At 67.1% G+C, this 17,883-nt stretch carries 16 protein-coding genes and 1 other RNA gene; 16 read left to right on the top strand and 1 reads right to left on the bottom strand.

Annotation, left to right across the window (positions count from 1 at the left end; all coding sequences use genetic code 11):
• Position 1: 1 nt before the first annotated feature.
• The 9 genes from gph to accD all read left to right on the top strand — a co-directional run bounded on the left by gph (position 2) and on the right by accD (position 10,023).
• Complete coding sequence (gene gph / locus GWK50_RS04080) at positions 2-667, top strand: phosphoglycolate phosphatase (RefSeq protein WP_162015418.1); 666 nt, start codon at positions 2-4, stop codon at positions 665-667.
• A 13-nt stretch (positions 668-680) separates the two neighbouring features.
• Positions 681-1,058: a transfer-messenger RNA gene (ssrA, locus tag GWK50_RS04075) on the top strand.
• A 299-nt stretch (positions 1,059-1,357) separates the two neighbouring features.
• The gene (gene asd / locus GWK50_RS04070; protein ID WP_162015417.1) at positions 1,358-2,488 is read left to right on the top strand and encodes an aspartate-semialdehyde dehydrogenase; all 1,131 of its coding nucleotides are present in this window, start codon (positions 1,358-1,360) and stop codon (positions 2,486-2,488) included.
• Positions 2,489-2,765: 277 nt separating this feature from the next.
• Positions 2,766-5,309 carry a FimV/HubP family polar landmark protein gene (locus tag GWK50_RS04065; protein WP_162015416.1) on the top strand — a complete coding sequence of 848 codons (2,544 nt, stop codon included), beginning with the start codon at positions 2,766-2,768 and terminating at the stop codon, positions 5,307-5,309.
• A gap of 17 nt (positions 5,310-5,326) precedes the next feature.
• Positions 5,327-6,145: a tRNA pseudouridine(38-40) synthase TruA gene (truA, locus tag GWK50_RS04060; protein ID WP_162015415.1), complete on the top strand. Its 819-nt coding sequence runs from the start codon at positions 5,327-5,329 to the stop codon at positions 6,143-6,145.
• A complete protein-coding gene (locus GWK50_RS04055) occupies positions 6,142-6,909 on the top strand; it encodes a phosphoribosylanthranilate isomerase (protein ID WP_162015414.1) in 768 nt (255 codons plus the stop codon). The genes truA and GWK50_RS04055 overlap by 4 nt, the downstream gene beginning before the upstream one ends.
• Positions 6,887-8,155, top strand: a complete 1,269-nt coding sequence (trpB, locus tag GWK50_RS04050; protein WP_162015413.1) for a tryptophan synthase subunit beta — start codon at positions 6,887-6,889, stop codon at positions 8,153-8,155. The genes GWK50_RS04055 and trpB overlap by 23 nt, the downstream gene beginning before the upstream one ends.
• Complete coding sequence (trpA, locus tag GWK50_RS04045) at positions 8,152-8,973, top strand: tryptophan synthase subunit alpha (RefSeq protein ID WP_162015412.1); 822 nt, start codon at positions 8,152-8,154, stop codon at positions 8,971-8,973. Before trpB ends, trpA begins: the two co-directional genes overlap by 4 nt.
• A 177-nt stretch (positions 8,974-9,150) precedes the next feature.
• Positions 9,151-10,023, top strand: coding sequence for an acetyl-CoA carboxylase, carboxyltransferase subunit beta (gene accD, locus GWK50_RS04040; RefSeq protein WP_162015411.1), 873 nt, complete (start codon positions 9,151-9,153; stop codon positions 10,021-10,023).
• Between the two features lie 100 nt (positions 10,024-10,123).
• On the opposite strand, the gene GWK50_RS04035 is transcribed toward accD, so the two are convergent.
• Complete coding sequence (locus GWK50_RS04035) at positions 10,124-10,672, bottom strand: YggT family protein (RefSeq protein ID WP_162015410.1); 549 nt, start codon at positions 10,670-10,672, stop codon at positions 10,124-10,126.
• 56 nt (positions 10,673-10,728) lie between these two features.
• Between GWK50_RS04035 and GWK50_RS04030 the strand changes: the two genes are divergently transcribed.
• From GWK50_RS04030 to GWK50_RS04000, 7 genes are read left to right on the top strand one after another with little or no spacing between them, the layout of a single operon-like run.
• The gene (locus GWK50_RS04030; protein ID WP_162015409.1) at positions 10,729-11,364 is read left to right on the top strand and encodes an LON peptidase substrate-binding domain-containing protein; all 636 of its coding nucleotides are present in this window, start codon (positions 10,729-10,731) and stop codon (positions 11,362-11,364) included.
• 22 nt (positions 11,365-11,386) lie between these two features.
• The gene (locus tag GWK50_RS04025; RefSeq protein WP_242455285.1) at positions 11,387-13,300 is read left to right on the top strand and encodes a nucleoside-diphosphate sugar epimerase/dehydratase; all 1,914 of its coding nucleotides are present in this window, start codon (positions 11,387-11,389) and stop codon (positions 13,298-13,300) included.
• 8 nt (positions 13,301-13,308) lie between these two features.
• Positions 13,309-14,529: an oligosaccharide flippase family protein gene (locus tag GWK50_RS04020; protein WP_242455284.1), complete on the top strand. Its 1,221-nt coding sequence runs from the start codon at positions 13,309-13,311 to the stop codon at positions 14,527-14,529.
• Positions 14,513-15,115: an acyltransferase gene (locus GWK50_RS04015; RefSeq protein ID WP_162015407.1), complete on the top strand. Its 603-nt coding sequence runs from the start codon at positions 14,513-14,515 to the stop codon at positions 15,113-15,115. Before GWK50_RS04020 ends, GWK50_RS04015 begins: the two co-directional genes overlap by 17 nt.
• On the top strand, positions 15,108-16,166 hold the full coding sequence (locus GWK50_RS04010; protein ID WP_162015406.1) for a glycosyltransferase: 1,059 nt from the start codon (positions 15,108-15,110) through the stop codon (positions 16,164-16,166). The genes GWK50_RS04015 and GWK50_RS04010 overlap by 8 nt, the downstream gene beginning before the upstream one ends.
• Positions 16,163-17,188, top strand: a complete 1,026-nt coding sequence (locus tag GWK50_RS04005; protein WP_162015405.1) for a glycosyltransferase family 2 protein — start codon at positions 16,163-16,165, stop codon at positions 17,186-17,188. Before GWK50_RS04010 ends, GWK50_RS04005 begins: the two co-directional genes overlap by 4 nt.
• Positions 17,185-17,883, top strand: a complete 699-nt coding sequence (locus tag GWK50_RS04000; protein ID WP_162015404.1) for a class I SAM-dependent methyltransferase — start codon at positions 17,185-17,187, stop codon at positions 17,881-17,883. The genes GWK50_RS04005 and GWK50_RS04000 overlap by 4 nt, the downstream gene beginning before the upstream one ends.

The following is a 17,883-nucleotide window of genomic DNA, read 5'->3' as shown; positions in this document are numbered from 1 at the left end:
CATGTTTGCCCACATCCGTGCTGTGCTGTTCGATCTGGACGGCACCCTGATCGACAGCGCCCCCGACCTGGGCGCTGCTGCAGACAAAATGCGCACCGACCGCGGCCTGCCCGCCCTGCCCCTGGAGCACTACCGCCCCATGGCAGGCGCTGGAGCCCGGGGAATGCTGGATTGCGCCTTCGGTATGCCCCCAGAGCACCCCGATTTTTCGGCCTTCAAGGAAGAGTTCTTCGCCAACTACGAAGCCTGTCTGACGGAGCGCACCCAGGTCTTCCATGGCGTGGACGACCTGATCCAGCGCCTGCGCGGCCACGGCCTGGCCTGGGGAGTGGTCACCAACAAACACAGCCGCTTCACCAACCCTCTGACGCAGGCCATGCCTTTGTTCGCCAGCGCCCAAACGGTGGTGAGTGGCGACACGACCCCGCACGCCAAGCCCCACCCCGCTCCGCTGCTGGAGGCCGCCACCCGTCTGGACCTACCTCCACAGCAATGCCTTTACGTAGGCGACGACGAACGCGATATCCAGGCCGGCCATGCGGCGGGCATGCCCACGGTGGCAGCCACCTACGGCTACCTGGGTGCACAAGCCGATATCCGCCGGTGGGGCGCCCATGCTGAAATAAATACCCCACTGGCCCTCTTGCAATTGCTGCGACTGACCTAAAATACCCATCCAAGGGGCTGCCCTGGTTTCGACGTGGGTTCGGAATCGGTGTGGTGCATGTCGAGCTGGAATCACGCTCGTAAATCTCGGTTCAAAAAACTAACTGCAAACGACGAACGTTTCGCACTCGCCGCTTAAATCCGGTGAGCCTTGCAACAGCACGCTGATGGGCTGGGCAAGGGGGTAGAAATACCTCCAGGCTGCAAGGGAATTTTCATCAGCTGGCACCCTGCCGGGCACCTTGGCAGGAGGCGAGATCCAAGGGTGCTGGCCGTCGATGCAGCGTGCGCCTGCGCGGCACCGATGGCGAGATCCAAAACAGAACGCTAAACATGTAGATCTGCCCGAAGAAGGCTTGCGGACGCGGGTTCAATTCCCGCCAGCTCCACCACCTGCCACAAAAAGCCAACCGCTCCGCGGTTGGCTTTTTCATTGCCCACAAGCTCTTGCGGCAGTGCAAATGTCCTATGTTTGCCTTGCATTACAATATTCCTCAATGTTTGCCGCCCACCCGTTCGCTCTGAAAAATGCTCCTGCCGCCTCGGCAGGTTTGGCTGCGCGCGCAACCATCACCAAAACCACGACCATTAAGGGCTGATCCGCCCCGGTTCGTCGTGCGCCCCTCCTGGCCAGACGAGCCAGGCGAACAGTCCGGTCGGGTACTGTTTATTCACTTGAAAGGGCGTTGAAATGAGCAAGTTGGTAGGTCTGGTGGGCTGGCGCGGCATGGTCGGCTCGGTGTTGATGGATCGCATGGAGGCTGAAGGCGACTTCGGCCTGATCGAACCCCTGTTCTTCTCCACCAGCAACGCCGGTGGCAAGGCCCCGGCGCAGGCCAAGAACGAAACCGCGCTGCAAGACGCGTTCAACATCGACGCGCTCAAGCGCTGCGAGATCATCATCTCCTGCCAGGGCGGCGACTACACCACCGAGGTATTTCCCAAGCTGCGCGCAGCAGGCTGGAACGGCCATTGGATTGATGCAGCTTCCACCCTGCGCATGAAGGACGACGCGGTCATCATCCTCGACCCCGTCAACATGCCCGTCATCAAAAACGCCCTGTCCAAGGGTGGCAAGAACTGGATCGGCGGCAACTGCACCGTGAGCTGCATGCTCATGGGCGTGGGCGCGCTGTACAAGGCGGGTCTGGTGGAATGGATGAGCACGCAGACCTACCAAGCCGCGTCGGGTGGCGGCGCACAGCACATGCGCGAGTTGCTGACCCAGTTTGGCACGCTCAATGCCGAGGTCAAGGCCTTGCTGGACGACCCCAAGAGCGCCATCCTGGAAATCGACCGCAAGGTCATCGCCAAGCAACGCGCCCTCTCTGGCGCCGAAACCGCCAACTTTGGCGTGCCGCTGGGCGGATCGCTCATCCCCTGGATCGACAAGGATCTGGGTAATGGCATGAGCCGTGAAGAGTGGAAGGGCATGGCCGAAACCAACAAGATTCTGGGTATGGGCGAAGGCTTCGGCACCAGCGCCATTCCCGTGGACGGTTTTTGCGTGCGCATCGGCGCCATGCGCTGCCACAGCCAGGCACTGACCTTCAAGCTCAAGAAGGATGTGCCGGTGGCAGACATCGAGGCCATGATTGCTGCCGACAACCAGTGGGTCAAAGTGGTACCCAACACGCGCGAAGCCACCATCACCGACCTGACCCCTGTGGCGACCACCGGCACACTGACCATCCCCGTGGGCCGCATCCGCAAGCTGGCCATGGGACCCGAATATGTGGGCGCCTTCACCATTGGCGACCAGTTGCTGTGGGGCGCCGCCGAGCCGCTGCGCCGCATGCTGCGCATCTTGCTGGGTGCATAATCTGCCCCTTGAAAAAGCGCCCCACGGCGCTTTTTCTTTTGGCACCCAGAGGAAACATCTGGTTACCCACGTTGTCGTCTGACAACACAGTGGGGGGCATTGCCCCCCGTTCAGGCATCCTGCCGGAGCTTCGCCACTACGTGAGCTTGTCAGTGCAAAACATTGCTGCTAAGGTGCTTTTACACATTCTCAGACGCTGGAGCGCAGCGGGCATATGACCATGACCAATACCAGTCCGCTCCACCGAGCTACCAAATCTAATCAGTTGATGGCAACCATGCATCGTTGGAAATACTCTGCCTTGGCGGCGGCCGCAGTGGCATCGTTCGGTCTGTACAGCTCGAACGCCTTGGCACTTGCGCTGGGCCCGATCACCGTTCAGTCCGCCTTGGGGGAACCCCTGCGCGCGGAAATCGAGCTTGTGCAGGTCACCTCTTCCGAAGCAGAAACGCTGCGTGTCACCACCGCCACCCCTGAGACCTTCCGCGCCCAAGGCATGGAATATTCGCCCGTGGTCACGCGTGTCCAGATTGAGATGCGGAAGCGCCCCAACGGTTCCACGGTGCTGCGCCTGAGCAGCGATCGGCCCGTGAACGAGCCGTTTGTGGATCTGGTGGTGGATGCCAACTGGAACACCGGGCGACTGACGCGCAGCTACACCATGCTGTTTGATCCCCCCACCATGCGCAAAGCGCCGGTGGAGGTGGCTGCCAAACCCGAAATTGCACCTGCACGCCCCGTGGAATCCACCCCGCAGCGTTCTGCCCCCGTGCGCAGCGCGCCTGCGGCCAGTGCGGCCGCACCGGCAGGCGAACAAGCCGTCACCGTCAAGCCCGGAGACACTGCCGGACGCATTGCCAATGCCAACCGCCCTGCGGATGTGTCGCTGGATCAAATGCTGGTAGCCATGTTGCGCGCCAACCCTGAGGCGTTCATTCAAGGCAATGTCAATCGCATCCGCTCTGGCGCCGTCTTGCAGATGCCGAGCCAGGCCCAGGCCAACGCGATCTCCAAGGACGAGGCTCGCCAAGTCTTGGCCGCACAGAGCCGCGATTTCAACGAATTCCGGCGCAAGCTGGCCGGTGCGGCCCCTTCTGCTGATGTAGGAACCTCCGGGCGCTCTGCCAGCGGCGCAGTTCAGGCGCAGGTGCAAGACCAGCGTCCTGCAAGCGCAGCCCCCGACAAGCTCACCCTCTCCAAGGGCGCAGTCAAAGGCCAGAAGGCGACCGAAGAAGAACTGGCCAAGCGCAAACAATCGCAGCAGGCTGCTGCGCGCGTGGAAGAATTGTCCAAAAACATCAGCGAGCTGAACAAGCTCGGCACCGCATCGGCTTCGGTGGGCGCCGCACCCGCCGCTGCCGCCAGTGCGCCCGGTGTGACCGTGCCCGTGCCGCCGCCCACCCCCGCTGCAACGCCCGAGCCGTCTGCTCCTGCAGTCCCCCAAGCAGAAGCGCCTGCATCTGCAGAAGTCCCTGCCGCCCCCGCGAGCGAAGCCGCTCCGGCTCCAGTGGCCGCAGCCTCCGAGCCCAGCGCAGCTCCGGCGTCCGAGCCCGCCTCTGCTCCTGCCAAACCGAGTGTGGCCTTGCCGCCCCCTGCCCCGGTGGAAGAGCCAAGCTTCTTCTCTGAGTTGATGGAAGACCCCATGATCCCCATGGCGGGTGGCGGCCTGCTGGCATTGCTGCTGGGCTTTGGCGCATGGCGCGTCATCCAGCGCCGCCGCGCTGGCGCTGGCATGGACAGCTCCTTCCTGGAAAGCCGCCTGCAGCCCGATTCCTTCTTTGGCGCCAGCGGCGGCCAGCGCGTGGACACGGCCAACACCGACTCCACCACCGGTGGATCATCCATGGCCTATTCGCCCAGCCAGTTGGATGCAGGTGGTGATGTCGATCCAGTGGCTGAAGCCGATGTTTACCTTGCCTATGGCCGCGATCTACAGGCGGAGGAAATCCTCAAGGAAGCCGTGCGCCACAACCCGACGCGCGTCTCCATCCATGCCAAGCTGGCCGAGATCTATGCCAAGCGACAAGACCGCAAGGCCCTGGAATCAGTGGCCAGCGAGATCCACCAACTCACCCAGGGCGATGGTCCCGACTGGAACCGTGTGGCCGAGCTGGGCCGCACGCTGGACCCCGACAACGCGTTGTACCAGCCCGGTGGTCGCCCTGCAGCAGCTACCGCCGTCGCTGCCGCCACAGGCGCCGCTGCGGCCGTGACATCTCCACCGGATCTGGACCTAGATCTGGATCTGGACCTTCCCGATGATGCACTGACCGAGGCCCCTCCGGCGCCAGCAGGTGCCTTTGCTGCCGCAGCGCAGAGCGCTCAGCAGCCGGTGCTGGAAGACAGCGCCCCGGTGCCGCTGGAAATCCCCGACTACGACAGTCCCTCTGCCGCGCCAGAATGGCAGCCCCCTGCTGCCACGAAGCCCATGCCGGTGGCAGCAGTCAACCCACTGGATATGCCGCTGGACGTTCCTCTGGATCTGCCGGCCATCGACACCCAACCCACCGCGTTGGACAAACCCGCCACCAAGCCCTATGTGCCCTCTGACTCCGGCTTGATGGATTTCGACCTCGACAGCATTTCGCTGGATCTCAAGACCCCAGCTTCCGAGGTCACCGCCGCTGTCCCGATGGACGAGCCCACCACCGCCTCCGGTGACTTGGCCGACGACCCGCTGGCCACCAAGCTGGCACTGGCCCAGGAGTTCAACACCATTGGCGACAGCGACGGCGCGCGCACACTGATCGAAGAAGTGATTGCCGAAGCCAGCGGCGACCTGAAGGCCCGGGCGCAGAAGATGCTGTCCGAACTCGGCTGAAAGGCACTGCACCTCCCATGCGGATGGCGCTGGGCGTCAGCTACCTCGGCCAGCGCTACCAGGGATGGCAAAGCCAGCCCTCAGGCCAGACAGTACAAGACCGTCTGGAGGCCGCGCTGGCACAATTTGCCACCCACCCCGTCAGTACCCTGTGCGCAGGGCGCACCGATGCCGGGGTGCACGGGCTCATGCAGGTGGTGCATTTCGATACGGAGCTGCAACGCAGCCCGTTTTCCTGGGTGCGCGGCACCAACGCCTTCCTGCCACCCGACATCGCCGTGCACTGGGCCCGGCCCGTACCGGAAGCTTTCCACGCCCGTGCCTGCGCCACCGCGCGGCGCTATGCCTACGTGCTGCTGCAGTCGCCCGTGCGCCCGAGCGTGGAAGCCGGGCGCGTGGGCTGGGTGTTTCGCCCGCTCGATGGCGATGCCATGCGCCAGGCCGCCGCCCACCTGCTGGGCGAGCACGACTTCACCTCATTCCGCGCCTCGGCCTGCCAGGCGCTCTCGCCGGTCAAAACCCTGCACCGCATCGACATCACCCGCAAAGGCCCGGCCCAGCCCGAGCCCGGCGAGGACTGGAGCCCGTGCTACTGGCGCTTCGAGTTCGAGGGCAACGCCTTCCTGCACCACATGATCCGCAACATCATGGGCTGCCTGGTGGCCATCGGCCAGGGCGCCCGTCCGGCCTCCTGGATGGCCGAGGTACTCGCGGCGCGCTCGCGCGACGCGGCCGCGCCCACCTTCTCGCCCGACGGCCTGTACTTCCTGGGCCCGGTCTACGACGCCGCCTGGGGCCTGCCCCGCCGCACGGCTGCGTATGATGCGCTGCCATGAGCAGCCCCCCGCACATCCAGCCACGCACCGCAACCCTCCCCGCCACCCGCACGCGCATCAAGGTCTGCGGCCTCACGCGCGAGCAGGACGTGGACGCCGCTGTCGCCGCCGGCGTGGACGCCGTGGGCTTCGTGCTCTACGCCCCCAGCCCGCGCGCCGTGACGCCCGAGCGCGCGGCGCAACTGGCAGCGCGCCTGCCGCCCTTCGTCACCCCGGTGCTGCTGTTCGTCAACGAAACTGCTACGAATGTGATAGCTGCCAGCGCAATGGTGGCGGGCGCCATGCTGCAATTTCATGGTGATGAAACAGCCGAAGAGTGCTGGGAGGCCAGCGGCCGAGGCGCCCGCCCCTACCTGCGCGCCGCGCGCATTCCCCTGGGGGCACAGGGTCTGGACTTCGACCTCGTAGAATATGCCCATGTTCACTCCCGCGCCCGGGCCATCCTGCTCGACGCCCATGTCGAAGGCTATGGCGGTGGCGGCAAGGCATTCCATTGGTCACTCCTTCCTCCAAGCGTCGCCTCTCACCTCGTTTTAAGTGGTGGACTCACGCCTGCAAACGTGACCGATGGCATCTTGCAGGTGCGCCCGCGAGGCATCTCGCTGGCGGTTGATGTCAGTTCCGGCGTCGAGCTTGACGGCCCCGATGGCAAGCCCATCAAGGGCGTCAAAGACGCCGACAAGATCCAGCGCTTCGTGGCCGCCGTGCGCGCGGCCGACGAGCAACTTGCAAAAGAATTCCATGTACCAGTACGACCAACCTGATTCCTCGGGCCATTTCGGCCCCTACGGCGGCAGCTTCGCCAGCGAAACCCTGACCTTCGCCCTGCGCGAGCTGCAGGCGGCCTACGCGCGCTACCAGAACGACCCGGAGTTCATCGCCGAATTCAACTACGAGCTGGCACATTTCGTCGGCCGCCCCTCCCCGGTGTACCACGCCGCGCGCACCAGCCGCGAGATGGGCGGCGCGCAGATCTACCTCAAGCGCGAAGACCTGAACCACACCGGCGCGCACAAGATCAACAACGTGATCGGCCAGGCCATGCTGGCGCGCCGCATGGGCAAGAAACGCATCATCGCCGAGACCGGCGCGGGCCAGCACGGCGTGGCCACGGCCACCATCTGCGCACGCTACGGCCTGGAATGCGTGGTCTACATGGGCTCCGAGGACGTCAAGCGCCAGAGCCCCAACGTGTTCCGCATGAAGCTGCTGGGCGCCACCGTGGTGCCGGTCGAATCGGGCAGCAAGACGCTGAAGGATGCGCTCAACGAGGCCATGCGGGACTGGGTGGCCAACGTGGACGACACCTTCTACATCATCGGCACCGTGGCAGGGCCCCACCCCTACCCCATGATGGTGCGCGACTTCCAGAGCGTGATCGGCACCGAATGCCTGGTGCAGATGCCCCCCATGCTGGCCGAGCAGAAAATCGCCGCCGAGCAGCCCGATGCCGTGGTCGCTTGCGTGGGCGGCGGCAGCAACGCCATGGGCATCTTCTACCCCTATATTCCGTTCGAAAAGACGCGCCTGATCGGCGTCGAGGCCGCCGGCGAGGGCCTGGACAGCGGCAAGCACTCGGCCAGCCTGCAGCGCGGCAGCAGCGGCGTGCTGCACGGCAACCGCACCTTCATCCTGCAGGACGAGAACGGCCAGATCACCGAGACGCACAGCATCAGCGCCGGCCTGGACTACCCCGGCGTCGGCCCCGAACACGCCTGGCTGCAGGAAATCCAACGCGCGCAGTACGTCGGCATCACCGACAGCGAGGCGCTCGACGCCTTCCACTACCTGTGCCGCACCGAAGGCATCATCCCCGCGCTCGAATCGAGCCACGCCTTTGCCTACGCCATGAAACTGGCCAAGGAAATGCGCCCCGACCAGTCCATCCTGGTCAACCTCTCGGGCCGGGGTGACAAGGACATCGGCACCGTGGCCGACCTGTCGGGCGAGGATTTCTACGACCGCCCCTCCATGCGCGGCCACGCCGTGAAGGGAGGGCCCGCAGCATGAACACCATACCGAACCGCATCGCCGCCACCTTCGCCGCCCTGCAGGCCAAGGGCCGCAAGGCGCTGATCCCCTACGTCACGGCGGGCTTCCCGTTCGCCGACATCACGCCCGCGCTCATGCACGGCATGGTCGAGGCGGGCGCCGACATCATCGAGCTGGGCGTGCCCTTCTCCGACCCCATGGCCGACGGCCCGGTCATCCAGAAAGCCGGCGAAAAGGCCCTGGCGCTGGGCACCGGCCTCAAGCAGGTGCTGGGCCATGTGCGCGAATTCCGCGGCCGCAACAAGGACACCCCCGTCGTGCTGATGGGCTACGCCAACCCGGTGGAGCGCTATGACCAGATCCACGGGAAGGATGCCTTCGTGCGCGACGCCGCCGAGGCGGGCGTCGATGGCGTGCTCATCGTGGACTACCCGCCCGAGGAATGCGCCGACTTCGCCGCCAAGCTGCGCGCGCACGGCATGGACCTGATCTTCCTGCTGGCCCCCACCAGCACGGAAGAGCGCATGCAGGAAGTGGCCCGCGTGGCCAGCGGCTACGTGTACTACGTGTCGCTCAAGGGCGTGACGGGCTCGGGCGCGCTCGATACCTCCGCCGTCGAGGCCATGCTGCCGCGCATCCGCCAGCATGTGCACATCCCCGTGGGCGTGGGCTTCGGCATCCGCGACGCGGCCACGGCCCAGGCCATCGGCCAGGTGGCCGACGCCGTCGTTATCGGTAGCCGCATCATCCAGTTGCTCGAAGACCAGCCCCACGAGAAAATCGTTCCCGTGGCCGTGGACTTCCTGCGCGGTGTGCGCAAGGCGCTCGACGCATAATAAGAAGGGACCCCCCTGAGCGGCTTTGCCGCTTCCCCCTTCTCTCGCTGCGCTTCGCTTGCGGGAAGGGGGACGACGCCGGTGGCCTGGCAAAGCCAGTTCCACGGCGTCCCTGGCATGGGGTGTGCCAGTTTCACAGGCCGCATTCTGCTGGCCCACTCATACAAAGGAAGACGAATGTCCTGGCTTGAAAAACTCCTGCCGTCCAAAATCCAGCAAAGCGACCCCACGGTGCGCCGCCAGATGCCCGAGGGCCTGTGGATCAAGTGCCCCAGCTGCGAGACCGTGCTCTACAAGGCCGACCTGGAGCAGAACCAGAACGTCTGCCCCAAGTGCAGCCACCACCACCGCATCGGCGCGCGCGCCCGGCTCGACGCCTTCCTCGATGCGGAAGGCCGCTACGAAATCGGCCAGGAGGTCATCCCGGTCGATGCACTCAAGTTCAAGGACAGCCGCAAGTACCCCGAACGCCTGAAGGAAGCCCTGGAGAACACGGGCGAAACCGACGCCCTCATCGTCATGGGCGGTGCGGTCAAGAGCATCAACGTGGTGGCCGCCTGCTTCGAATTCGACTTCATGGGCGGCTCCATGGGCAGCGTGGTCGGCGAGCGCTTCGTGCGCGGCGTAGAAAGCGCGATCGAGCAAAAAGTGCCCTTCATCTGCTTCACCGCCACCGGCGGCGCGCGCATGCAGGAAGGCCTGCTCTCGCTCATGCAGATGGCCAAGACCAACGCGGCGCTCACGCGCCTGGCCAAGAAGGGCCTGCCCTACATCAGCGTACTGACCGATCCCACCATGGGCGGCGTGAGTGCAGGTTTTGCCTTTGTGGGCGACATCGTGATTGCGGAGCCCAAGGCCTTGATCGGCTTTGCCGGCCCGCGCGTCATTGAAAACACCGTGCGCGTGACCCTGCCCGAGGGCTTCCAGCGCGCCGAGTTCCTGATGCAAAAGGGTGCCGTGGACCTGATCTGCGACCGCCGCGAGCTACGCAACACCATTGCCAGCAGCTTGGCCATGCTGCAACGCCTGCCAGCCGACGCCGTGGCCTGACAGCCGCTCTGCCAACCATCACCAACGCCGGTTGGCAGCTATAAAAAGATAGCTGCTAGCGCCCTGCAGATAAGCCCCAGGGCCCGTTTTTAGTGTGATTTCATCGCAAGGGCCCGAACTGCAGGTGGCCCAATGCCATCAGCGCCACCTGCACCAGCACCAGCACCACCAGCGGGGACAGATCCACCCCGCCCACCAGTGGCAACACCCGGCGCACGGGCCGCAGCAAGGGTTCGCTCAGGCGCGCAATCACGTCCGACACCGGCGAGTGCGCTTGCACCCACGAGAGCACGGCATAGGCAATGAGCAATCCCGCCATGCCCGTGAGCGCAACGCGCACCATGCCAAACACCGCCAGCCAGGGCAGCCACTGCCAACCCGTGCCCGCACCAAAGAGCAGCCACAACAACAGGTACTGCACCAGCTCCACCACCAAGGCAGCGAGCAGGCTGGCCAGATCCAGGCGCCCCACCGGTGCAATGGCACGACGCAAGGGCAGCACCAGCCAGTCGGACAGCGCAAACACCAGGCGCCCCACGGGGTTGGAGAAAGGGATGCGCTGCCACTGCATGTAAATGCGCAGCAGGCACATGCCACACAGCAGGCCTGCCACCACGTCGAGCAAAAAAGTAACAATCTGATGGAGCATCGCTGGAATCCGTTCTTGACCGCACGGCGGCATGGGATGATAGCCCCTTCATTTCCATGCCCCAGCCTCTGACCCTCACCAGCCTGCCGCTGTTTCCGCTGGCCGCCGTGCTTCTGCCCGGTGGCCACCTCGCCCTGCGCGTGTTCGAGGTGCGCTACCTCGACATGGTGCGCAAATGCCAACAAGCAGGCGCGCCGTTCGGCGTGGTCTGCCTGCGCAGCGGCAGCGAGGTGCGCAAGGCGGGCGCCCCACAAGAGCAACTGCACGCCGTGGGGACACTGGCCCGCATCACCCAATTGCAAAGCCCCCAACCTGCGCTGATCCACCTGGAATGCGAGGGCACCCAGCGCTTTCACATCCAGCGCAGCCATGTCCTGCCCCACGGCCTCTGGGTGGCCGATGTGCAGCTGCTGCACGCAGACCACCCCACGGCAGTCCCCCCCCACCTGATGGTGGCCAGCGCGGCGCTGGCGCGGGTACTGGCCTCGTTGCCCGAGCGGCCAGGCCACCGGCCGACCCCCCAGCCCACCGCAAACCAACTGGGCGACTGCGGCTGGGTGGCCAACCGTTGGTGTGAACTGCTGCCCGTTCCCCAAGAGCTGAAACAGCAGCTGATGCAACTGGACAACCCGCTGGTGCGGCTGGAGCTCGTGGCGGACGTGCTCGACCGTACGGGCATTGCGCGGGCGTAGCACACACCACACGCAGCCAGCCATGTCCAGCACCTTGTCCACACGCATCCTGCTATGGCCCCGCAACGCCAAGCGCCTGGTGGTGGTGGCTCTGGACACAGGCATGGGCCTGCTCGCCATGTGGCTGGCCTTCACATTGCGGCTCGAAACACTGCACCGCCCCGAAGGGCTTCAGTGGCTGGTCTATGCCCTGGGGCCGCTGCTCGCGTTTCCCATTTTTGTGAACCTGGGGCTCTACCGCGCCATCTTCCGCTACACCGGCATTCGCGCGCTCATCACCACGGGCCGGGCCGTCGCCTGGTATGGCGCGCTGCTGCTGGCCGTTCTGTTGCTGGCCCAGTGGGAGGGCGTGCCACGCAGCGTGGGTATCCTGCAGCCATTGATTTTTCTGCTGCTGGTAGGCACCAGCCGTGCGCTGGGATGGCTGTGGCTGGCCGGCCAGCCAGGCGAGGCCCCACGCCATCTTCTGATCTACGGAGCAGGCAGCGCAGGCGCACAGACGGCAGCGGGTCTGGCGGGCATGCGCCAGTATGAGCTGGTGGGCTTTGTCGACGACGACCCGATCAAGGTGGGCCGCAGCATCAACGGCGTGCGCGTGTACGGCACGCACACCCTGCCCGACCTGGTGCAGCGCCTGGGCGTCACCGACATGCTGCTGGCCATGCCCAGCGCACCGCGCCAGCGCCGCCGCGCCATTCTGGAGGGCCTGCACAGGCTGCCGCTGCGCATCCGCACGCTGCCGGGCCTGTCGGACCTGGCGAGTGGCCGCGTGACGGTGGCCGATTTCCAGGACCTGGGACTGGAAGACCTCATCGGCCGCGAGCCCGTGGCCCCCTTGCCCGGCCTGCTGGGCCCTGCGCTTGCGGGCCAGGTAGTGCTGGTGACCGGGGCCGGAGGCAGCATCGGCAGCGAGCTGTGCCGCCAGATCGTGAACGAAGGCCCTTCGCAACTGCTGCTGGTGGAGCACAGCGAATACGCGCTCTACGCCATCCACCACGAGCTGCAAACCCTGCGCGACCAGGGCGCACACCGCTGCGACCTGGTGCCCTTGCTGGCCAGTGCGGCCGATGCGCAGCGTATGCAGCACATTGGCGCGCAATACCGCCCGGCCCTTGTGTACCACGCCGCGGCCTACAAACACGTGCCCATGGTGGAAGCCAACGCGGGTGAAGGCGTGCTCAACAATGTGTTCGGCACCCTCACCATGGTGCAGATGGCCCTGCAGCATGGGGCACGGCATTTCGTGCTCATCTCCACCGACAAGGCCGTGCGCCCCACCAATGTGATGGGGGCCAGCAAGCGCGTGGCCGAGTTGATCCTGCAGGCCGTGGCCGCAAGCCCCCAGCCTCCGTTCGGCCCAGCCACCGAGCAGACCCGTGCATGGCAATGCCCCACGCGTTTTTCCATGGTGCGCTTTGGCAATGTGCTGGGCTCCAGCGGCAGCGTGATCCCGCTGTTCCGGCAACAGATCGCTCAGGGCGGGCCCATCACCGTGACACACCCCGAAGTCACGCGCTACTTCATGACCATTCCCGAAGCCGCCCAACTGGTGTTGCAAGCAGGCGCATTGGCCGAAGGCGGCGACGTATTCCTGCTGGACATGGGCGAGCCCGTGCGCATCGCCGATCTGGCGCAGCGCATGGTCGCGCTGTCGGGCCTGACGGTACGTGACGCGGCACACCCACAGGGCGACATCGCCATCGAATTCACCGGCTTGCGCCCTGGTGAAAAGCTCTACGAAGAGCTGCTGATTGGTGACCATCCCCTGCCCACGTCGCATCCGCGCATCCTGCGCGCAAGGGAGGAGTATCTGCCCTGGCAAACGCTGCAGCCATGGCTGGAACGTCTGGAGAATGCAGCTCAGGCCGATGACAGCACAGCCATCAAAGCCCTGCTGCACGGGCTTGTGCCCGGCTACCAGCCCCAGCAAGCATGAGATCCACGATGCTGAAGGCAACGCTCACACTGCTGTCGGGCAGCGTGCTGGCGCATGCCTTACCCCTGGCCCTGGGGCCTGTGCTCACACGCCTTTATTCACCACAGGATTTCGGCCAGTTCGCCCTGCTATGGGCGGTGGCCAGCAACCTTGCCGTGGTGGTCTGTGCGCGCTATGACTTTGCCCTTCCGCTGGAGCCTCGGCCCCGGCGGGCCGCGCTGCTGATGGCGCTGTGCTTGCGCATTGCGGTGGCGGTCACGGTACTGTCCATGCCTGTGGGCCTGACGCTGTGGTGGTGGCAAGGGCTGGAGCAGGCCTGGCTGCTACCTCTGGCGGTGCTGGCCGCAGGCGGCGTGCAATGGCTGGGCCTGTGGGCCACACGCGGGCACCGCTTCGGGTTGCTCGCGACGGCACGCCTGGTGCAGCAGGGCGGAGCCGCGGTGATGCAGGTACTTCTGGGGCTGCTCAAACTCGGGCTGTGGGGACTGTGGCTGGGTCCCGTGCTGGCGGGTCTGGCAGCCACTTGGCTGCTGGCCCGGCCCGCACCGCAAGGGGGCTGGCGGCGCCTGCTGCGCCAACCACTGCGCCGCCTGCAAGCCATGGCCGCGCAGCACCGCGACTTTCCGTTGTACAACACACCCCACGCTTTTGCAGGAGCGCTGCAGGACACGCTGGCGCTGTTGTTGATTGCGGCATGGGCAGGCGATGCAGCGGCGGGCTTCTGGGCCCTGGCGCTGCGCTATCTCAAAGCCCCTGCCACCCTGTTGGGGGGCGCGCTGTCGCAGGCGCTGTACCCGCAGTTGGTGCACGCCCGCAGCGCTGCCGAGGCGCGTACGCTGGTACGCCGCACCATGCTGACGCTGGCCCTCATGGCCGCGCCCTTGGGGACCGCACTGCTGCTGTGGGGCCCCGCACTTTTCGCCTGGGCCTTTGGCGAGCAATGGAGTGACACCGGCGTTCTGGCACGCGGGCTGGCGCTCTATATCGGCCTGCATTTCATCGCCTCGCCGCTCTCGGTGGTGACGCTCGCCTGGCGCGCCCAGCCCTGGGCGCTGCGTCTGGCGCTCGTCGGGCAGGTGGTGTTTTTCGCCGGGCTGGCGGCAGGGCTTCACTGGGGCGGGCTCGCGGGCGCGGCCTGGGGCGTCTCGGCCGCGATGGCGGCGTACTTCCTCTACTATTTCCAAGCCCTTGCCTTCTGGAACGACATTCCCCATGAGAGCCTTGCTTAACCGCTGGCGCCGCTGGCTCTGGCGGCAGCTTTTCTACCGCATGGTGTTCGGCGAGCAAGGCCGTGCAGGCCAAGCGTTGCCCCACACGCGCATCGCACCCAGCACCTGCATCGAGGGCGAGGCCGGACTGGAGCTGGCGGACCATGTGTTCATTGGCCAGTTCAACTTCCTCGACGCCACGGCCGGGCTGCGCATCGCCGAGGGGGTGCAGATCACCAACTTCGTCAGCATCCTCACGCACAGCTCGCACCGCAGCATCCGGCTGCTGGGCCGCCACTTCACCAGCCACACGGGCGAGATGCCGGGCTACGTGCGCGCGGGCGTGGACATCGGCGCCTACAGCTTCATTGGCCCGCACAGCGTGATCGAGGCGGGCAGCCGCATCGGCAAGGGCGTGGTGGTGTGCTCCCACTCGCGCGTGCGTGGCACGGTGCCGGACTTTGCCATCGTCGCCGGGGTGCCGGCGCGCCCCGTTGGCGATGTGCGCGTGCGCGACGCCCGCCTGCTCGCCCAGCACCCGGACATGGCCGCCCACTACGCCGCCTGGGCCGGCGAGCTGCCCCGCGCGGAGTCCGGGCATGGCTGACACGCCGCCCCACCTGTGCCTGCTGGGCGACGCCAACAGCCCGCACACGCGGCGCTGGGCGCTGGAGATGCGCGCGCGCGGCTGGCGCGTCTCCCTGGTCACCGCGCGGCCCGAGCCGCTCGACGGCGTGGAGCAGCGCATCCTGCCACCGGTGCGGCGCCAGGCCGACTGGCTGCTGCGCGCGGGCGCGGCGCGCCGCCATGTGCGCGCGCTGGCGCCCGACATCGTGCATGCGCACTACCTCACCTCCTACGGCTACCTGGCCGCGCGCTGCGACCGCCACCCGCTGGTGATGACGGCCTGGGGCAGCGACCTGCTGGTGACGCCGCACACCCGGCCCTGGATGCGCTGGCTCACGGGCTGGATCCTGCGCCGCGCCGACCTCCTCACCGGCGACTCGGCCAGCCTCGTCGAGGCCGCGCGGCAGTACCAGCCGCGCGCCCCGGTGCACGAGATCCACTGGGGCGTGGACCGCACGCGCTTCACCCCCGCGCCCTGGGAGCACAAGGATGGCCTGCACATCGTGAGCCTGCGCGCCTGGGAACCCAACTACCAGATCGCCACGCTGATCGAGGCCTTCGCGCTGCTGCGCCAGCAACTGCCCGGCATGCCGTTGCAGCTGCACCTGCTGGGCGGCGGCGCGCTCGAACCCACGCTGCGCGCCCAGGTCCAAGAGCTGGGCCTGGTGCCCAGCGTGACCTTCCATGGCCGCCTGGACGACGCGGGCATGGCCGCCGTGCTGGCGCGCTGCAAGATCTCGGTCAGCGCGCCCGCCAGCGACGCGACCTCCGTGGCCATGCTGGAGAGCATGGCCTGCGGCCTGGCCGTGGTGGCCAGCGACCTGCCCGCCAACCGGCAGTGGATCACCCCCGAGGTGCTGGTACCCGCGGGCGATGCGCCCGCGCTGGCCCAGGTGCTGCAGCGGCTGGCCAGCGACGATGCACAGGCGCGCCAGGCGGGCGAGCGCAATGCCGAGCGCATCGCGCTGGACGGCGACCGCAAGGCGCAAATGGACCGCATGGACCGGCTGTACCGGGAGCTTCTGCCATGACCGCCCCTGCCCCCCGCCTGCTCAGCGTCATCGCCCCGTGCCGCAACGAAGCCGCCTTCATCGATGCCTTCTGCGACTCGGTGCTGCGCCAGCAGCTGCCCGCAGGCTGGCGCATGGAAGTGCTGATCGCCGACGGCCTGAGCGACGACGGCACGCGCGCGCGCCTGCAGGAGCGCTGCGCGCACGATGCGCGGCTGGTGCTGGTGGACAACCCGGGCCGCATCGTCTCCACCGGGCTCAACGCCTGCATCGCGCGCGCCCAGGGCGAGGTGATCGCCCGGCTCGACATCCACACCCAGTTCGCGCCCGACTACCTGGCGCGCTGCATCGAGGCGCTGGAGCGCAGCGGCGCCGACAACGTGGGCGGTCCCTGGGTCGCGCAGGGCACCGGCGCCATGGGTGCGGCCATCGCGGCGGCGTTCCAGTGCCCCTGGGTGGTGGGCGGCGCGCGCTCGCGCGACCAGGGCTACGAGGGCGCGGTCGACACCGTGTACCTGGGCTGCTGGCGGCGCGAGGCGTTCGCGCGCTTCGGCCTGTTCGACGAGGCGCTGGTGCGCAACCAGGACGACGAGCACAACCTGCGCATGCGCCGGGGGGGCGGACGCATCTGGCAGAGCGGCACGATCCGCTCGGTCTACCACCCGCGCGGCTCGCTGCGCCACCTCTATGCCCAGCAGCAGCAGTACGGCTACTGGCGGCCCTTCGTGGTGCGCAAGCACGGGCAGCCGGGTTCGCTGCGCCAGCTTGTGCCCGCGCTGTTCGTTGCCGCGCTCGCGCTTTGCGCCCTGCTGCTGCCCTGGACGCCCTGGCCCGCCACAGCGCTGCTGGCGCTGTATGGCGCCTATCTGGCGCTGGCGAGCATGGCGGCGGCACGCGCCGCCGGGGCCTGGAACCTGCTGCCGCGCCTGCCCGCCGTGATCGCGGCCTTCCACCTGGGCTATGGCTGGGGCACCTGGCAAGGCTTGTGGGACGTGCTGCGCAAGCGCCCGCCGGCGCAACGCTTCGCGAGGATCACGCGATGAGCCCACCCGAGACCCACGCGGTGCAGGCACGCTACGCGCGGCGCGACAACGGTGCTGACGCGCAGCGCTACAGCCTGTACGCCAACGCAGCCGCCCTGCAGGCACAGCAGGAACGCCTGCGCGCCATGGCGTGCCTGTGGCGCCTGCATGGCTGGGCCAGCCTGGCCGATCGCCCCCTGCTCGAAGTGGGCTGCGGCAGCGGCGGCAACCTGCTGGACCTGCTGCGCCTGGGCGCCACGCCTGCGCAGTTGACCGGCATTGAGTTGCTGCCCGAACGCGCCGCCGCCGCGCGTGCCGTGCTGCCGGGCGGCGTGCAGCTCATCGAAGGCGACGCCTGTGCGGCGCCGGTGGCGGACGCCAGCCAGCAGGCCGTGCTGGCCTTCACCGTGTTCAGCTCGCTGCTCGACCCCGCCTACCGCCAGCAATTCGCGCGCACGCTGTGGCGCTGGGTGGCGCCGGGCGGCGGTGTGCTGGTCTATGACTTTGTGGTGAACAACCCGCACAATCCCGACGTGCGCAAAGTCCCGCCCGCCGAGCTGCGCACCCTGTTTCCCGACGCCAGGCTGCACGCGCTGCGGCTGACCCTGGCGCCGCCCCTCGCGCGGCGCCTGCCCGCGGCACTGATCGCCCCCGTCGCGCGCCTGGCGCCTTTTTTACGCACACACCGCCTGACCTGGGCGGTCAAACCCCTGTGA

It is taken from the genome of Acidovorax sp. 210-6 (genome assembly GCF_010020825.1).
GTDB lineage: Bacteria > Pseudomonadota > Gammaproteobacteria > Burkholderiales > Burkholderiaceae_C > Simplicispira > Simplicispira sedimenti.
The sequence above is the reverse complement of the archived record's forward strand: the minus strand, read 5'-3'. Positions and strand labels throughout refer to the sequence as shown.

Coding starts and splice junctions, on each gene's coding strand:
- gph (WP_162015418.1), top strand. CDS start 2: ATGTTTGCCCACATCCGTGCTGTGCTGTTCGATCTGGACGGCACCCTG.
- asd (WP_162015417.1), top strand. CDS start 1,358: ATGAGCAAGTTGGTAGGTCTGGTGGGCTGGCGCGGCATGGTCGGCTCG.
- GWK50_RS04065 (WP_162015416.1), top strand. CDS start 2,766: ATGCATCGTTGGAAATACTCTGCCTTGGCGGCGGCCGCAGTGGCATCG.
- truA (WP_162015415.1), top strand. CDS start 5,327: ATGCGGATGGCGCTGGGCGTCAGCTACCTCGGCCAGCGCTACCAGGGA.
- GWK50_RS04055 (WP_162015414.1), top strand. CDS start 6,142: ATGAGCAGCCCCCCGCACATCCAGCCACGCACCGCAACCCTCCCCGCC.
- trpB (WP_162015413.1), top strand. CDS start 6,887: ATGTACCAGTACGACCAACCTGATTCCTCGGGCCATTTCGGCCCCTAC.
- trpA (WP_162015412.1), top strand. CDS start 8,152: ATGAACACCATACCGAACCGCATCGCCGCCACCTTCGCCGCCCTGCAG.
- accD (WP_162015411.1), top strand. CDS start 9,151: ATGTCCTGGCTTGAAAAACTCCTGCCGTCCAAAATCCAGCAAAGCGAC.
- GWK50_RS04035 (WP_162015410.1), bottom strand. CDS start 10,672: ATGCTCCATCAGATTGTTACTTTTTTGCTCGACGTGGTGGCAGGCCTG.
- GWK50_RS04030 (WP_162015409.1), top strand. CDS start 10,729: ATGCCCCAGCCTCTGACCCTCACCAGCCTGCCGCTGTTTCCGCTGGCC.
- GWK50_RS04025 (WP_242455285.1), top strand. CDS start 11,387: ATGTCCAGCACCTTGTCCACACGCATCCTGCTATGGCCCCGCAACGCC.
- GWK50_RS04020 (WP_242455284.1), top strand. CDS start 13,309: ATGCTGAAGGCAACGCTCACACTGCTGTCGGGCAGCGTGCTGGCGCAT.
- GWK50_RS04015 (WP_162015407.1), top strand. CDS start 14,513: ATGAGAGCCTTGCTTAACCGCTGGCGCCGCTGGCTCTGGCGGCAGCTT.
- GWK50_RS04010 (WP_162015406.1), top strand. CDS start 15,108: ATGGCTGACACGCCGCCCCACCTGTGCCTGCTGGGCGACGCCAACAGC.
- GWK50_RS04005 (WP_162015405.1), top strand. CDS start 16,163: ATGACCGCCCCTGCCCCCCGCCTGCTCAGCGTCATCGCCCCGTGCCGC.
- GWK50_RS04000 (WP_162015404.1), top strand. CDS start 17,185: ATGAGCCCACCCGAGACCCACGCGGTGCAGGCACGCTACGCGCGGCGC.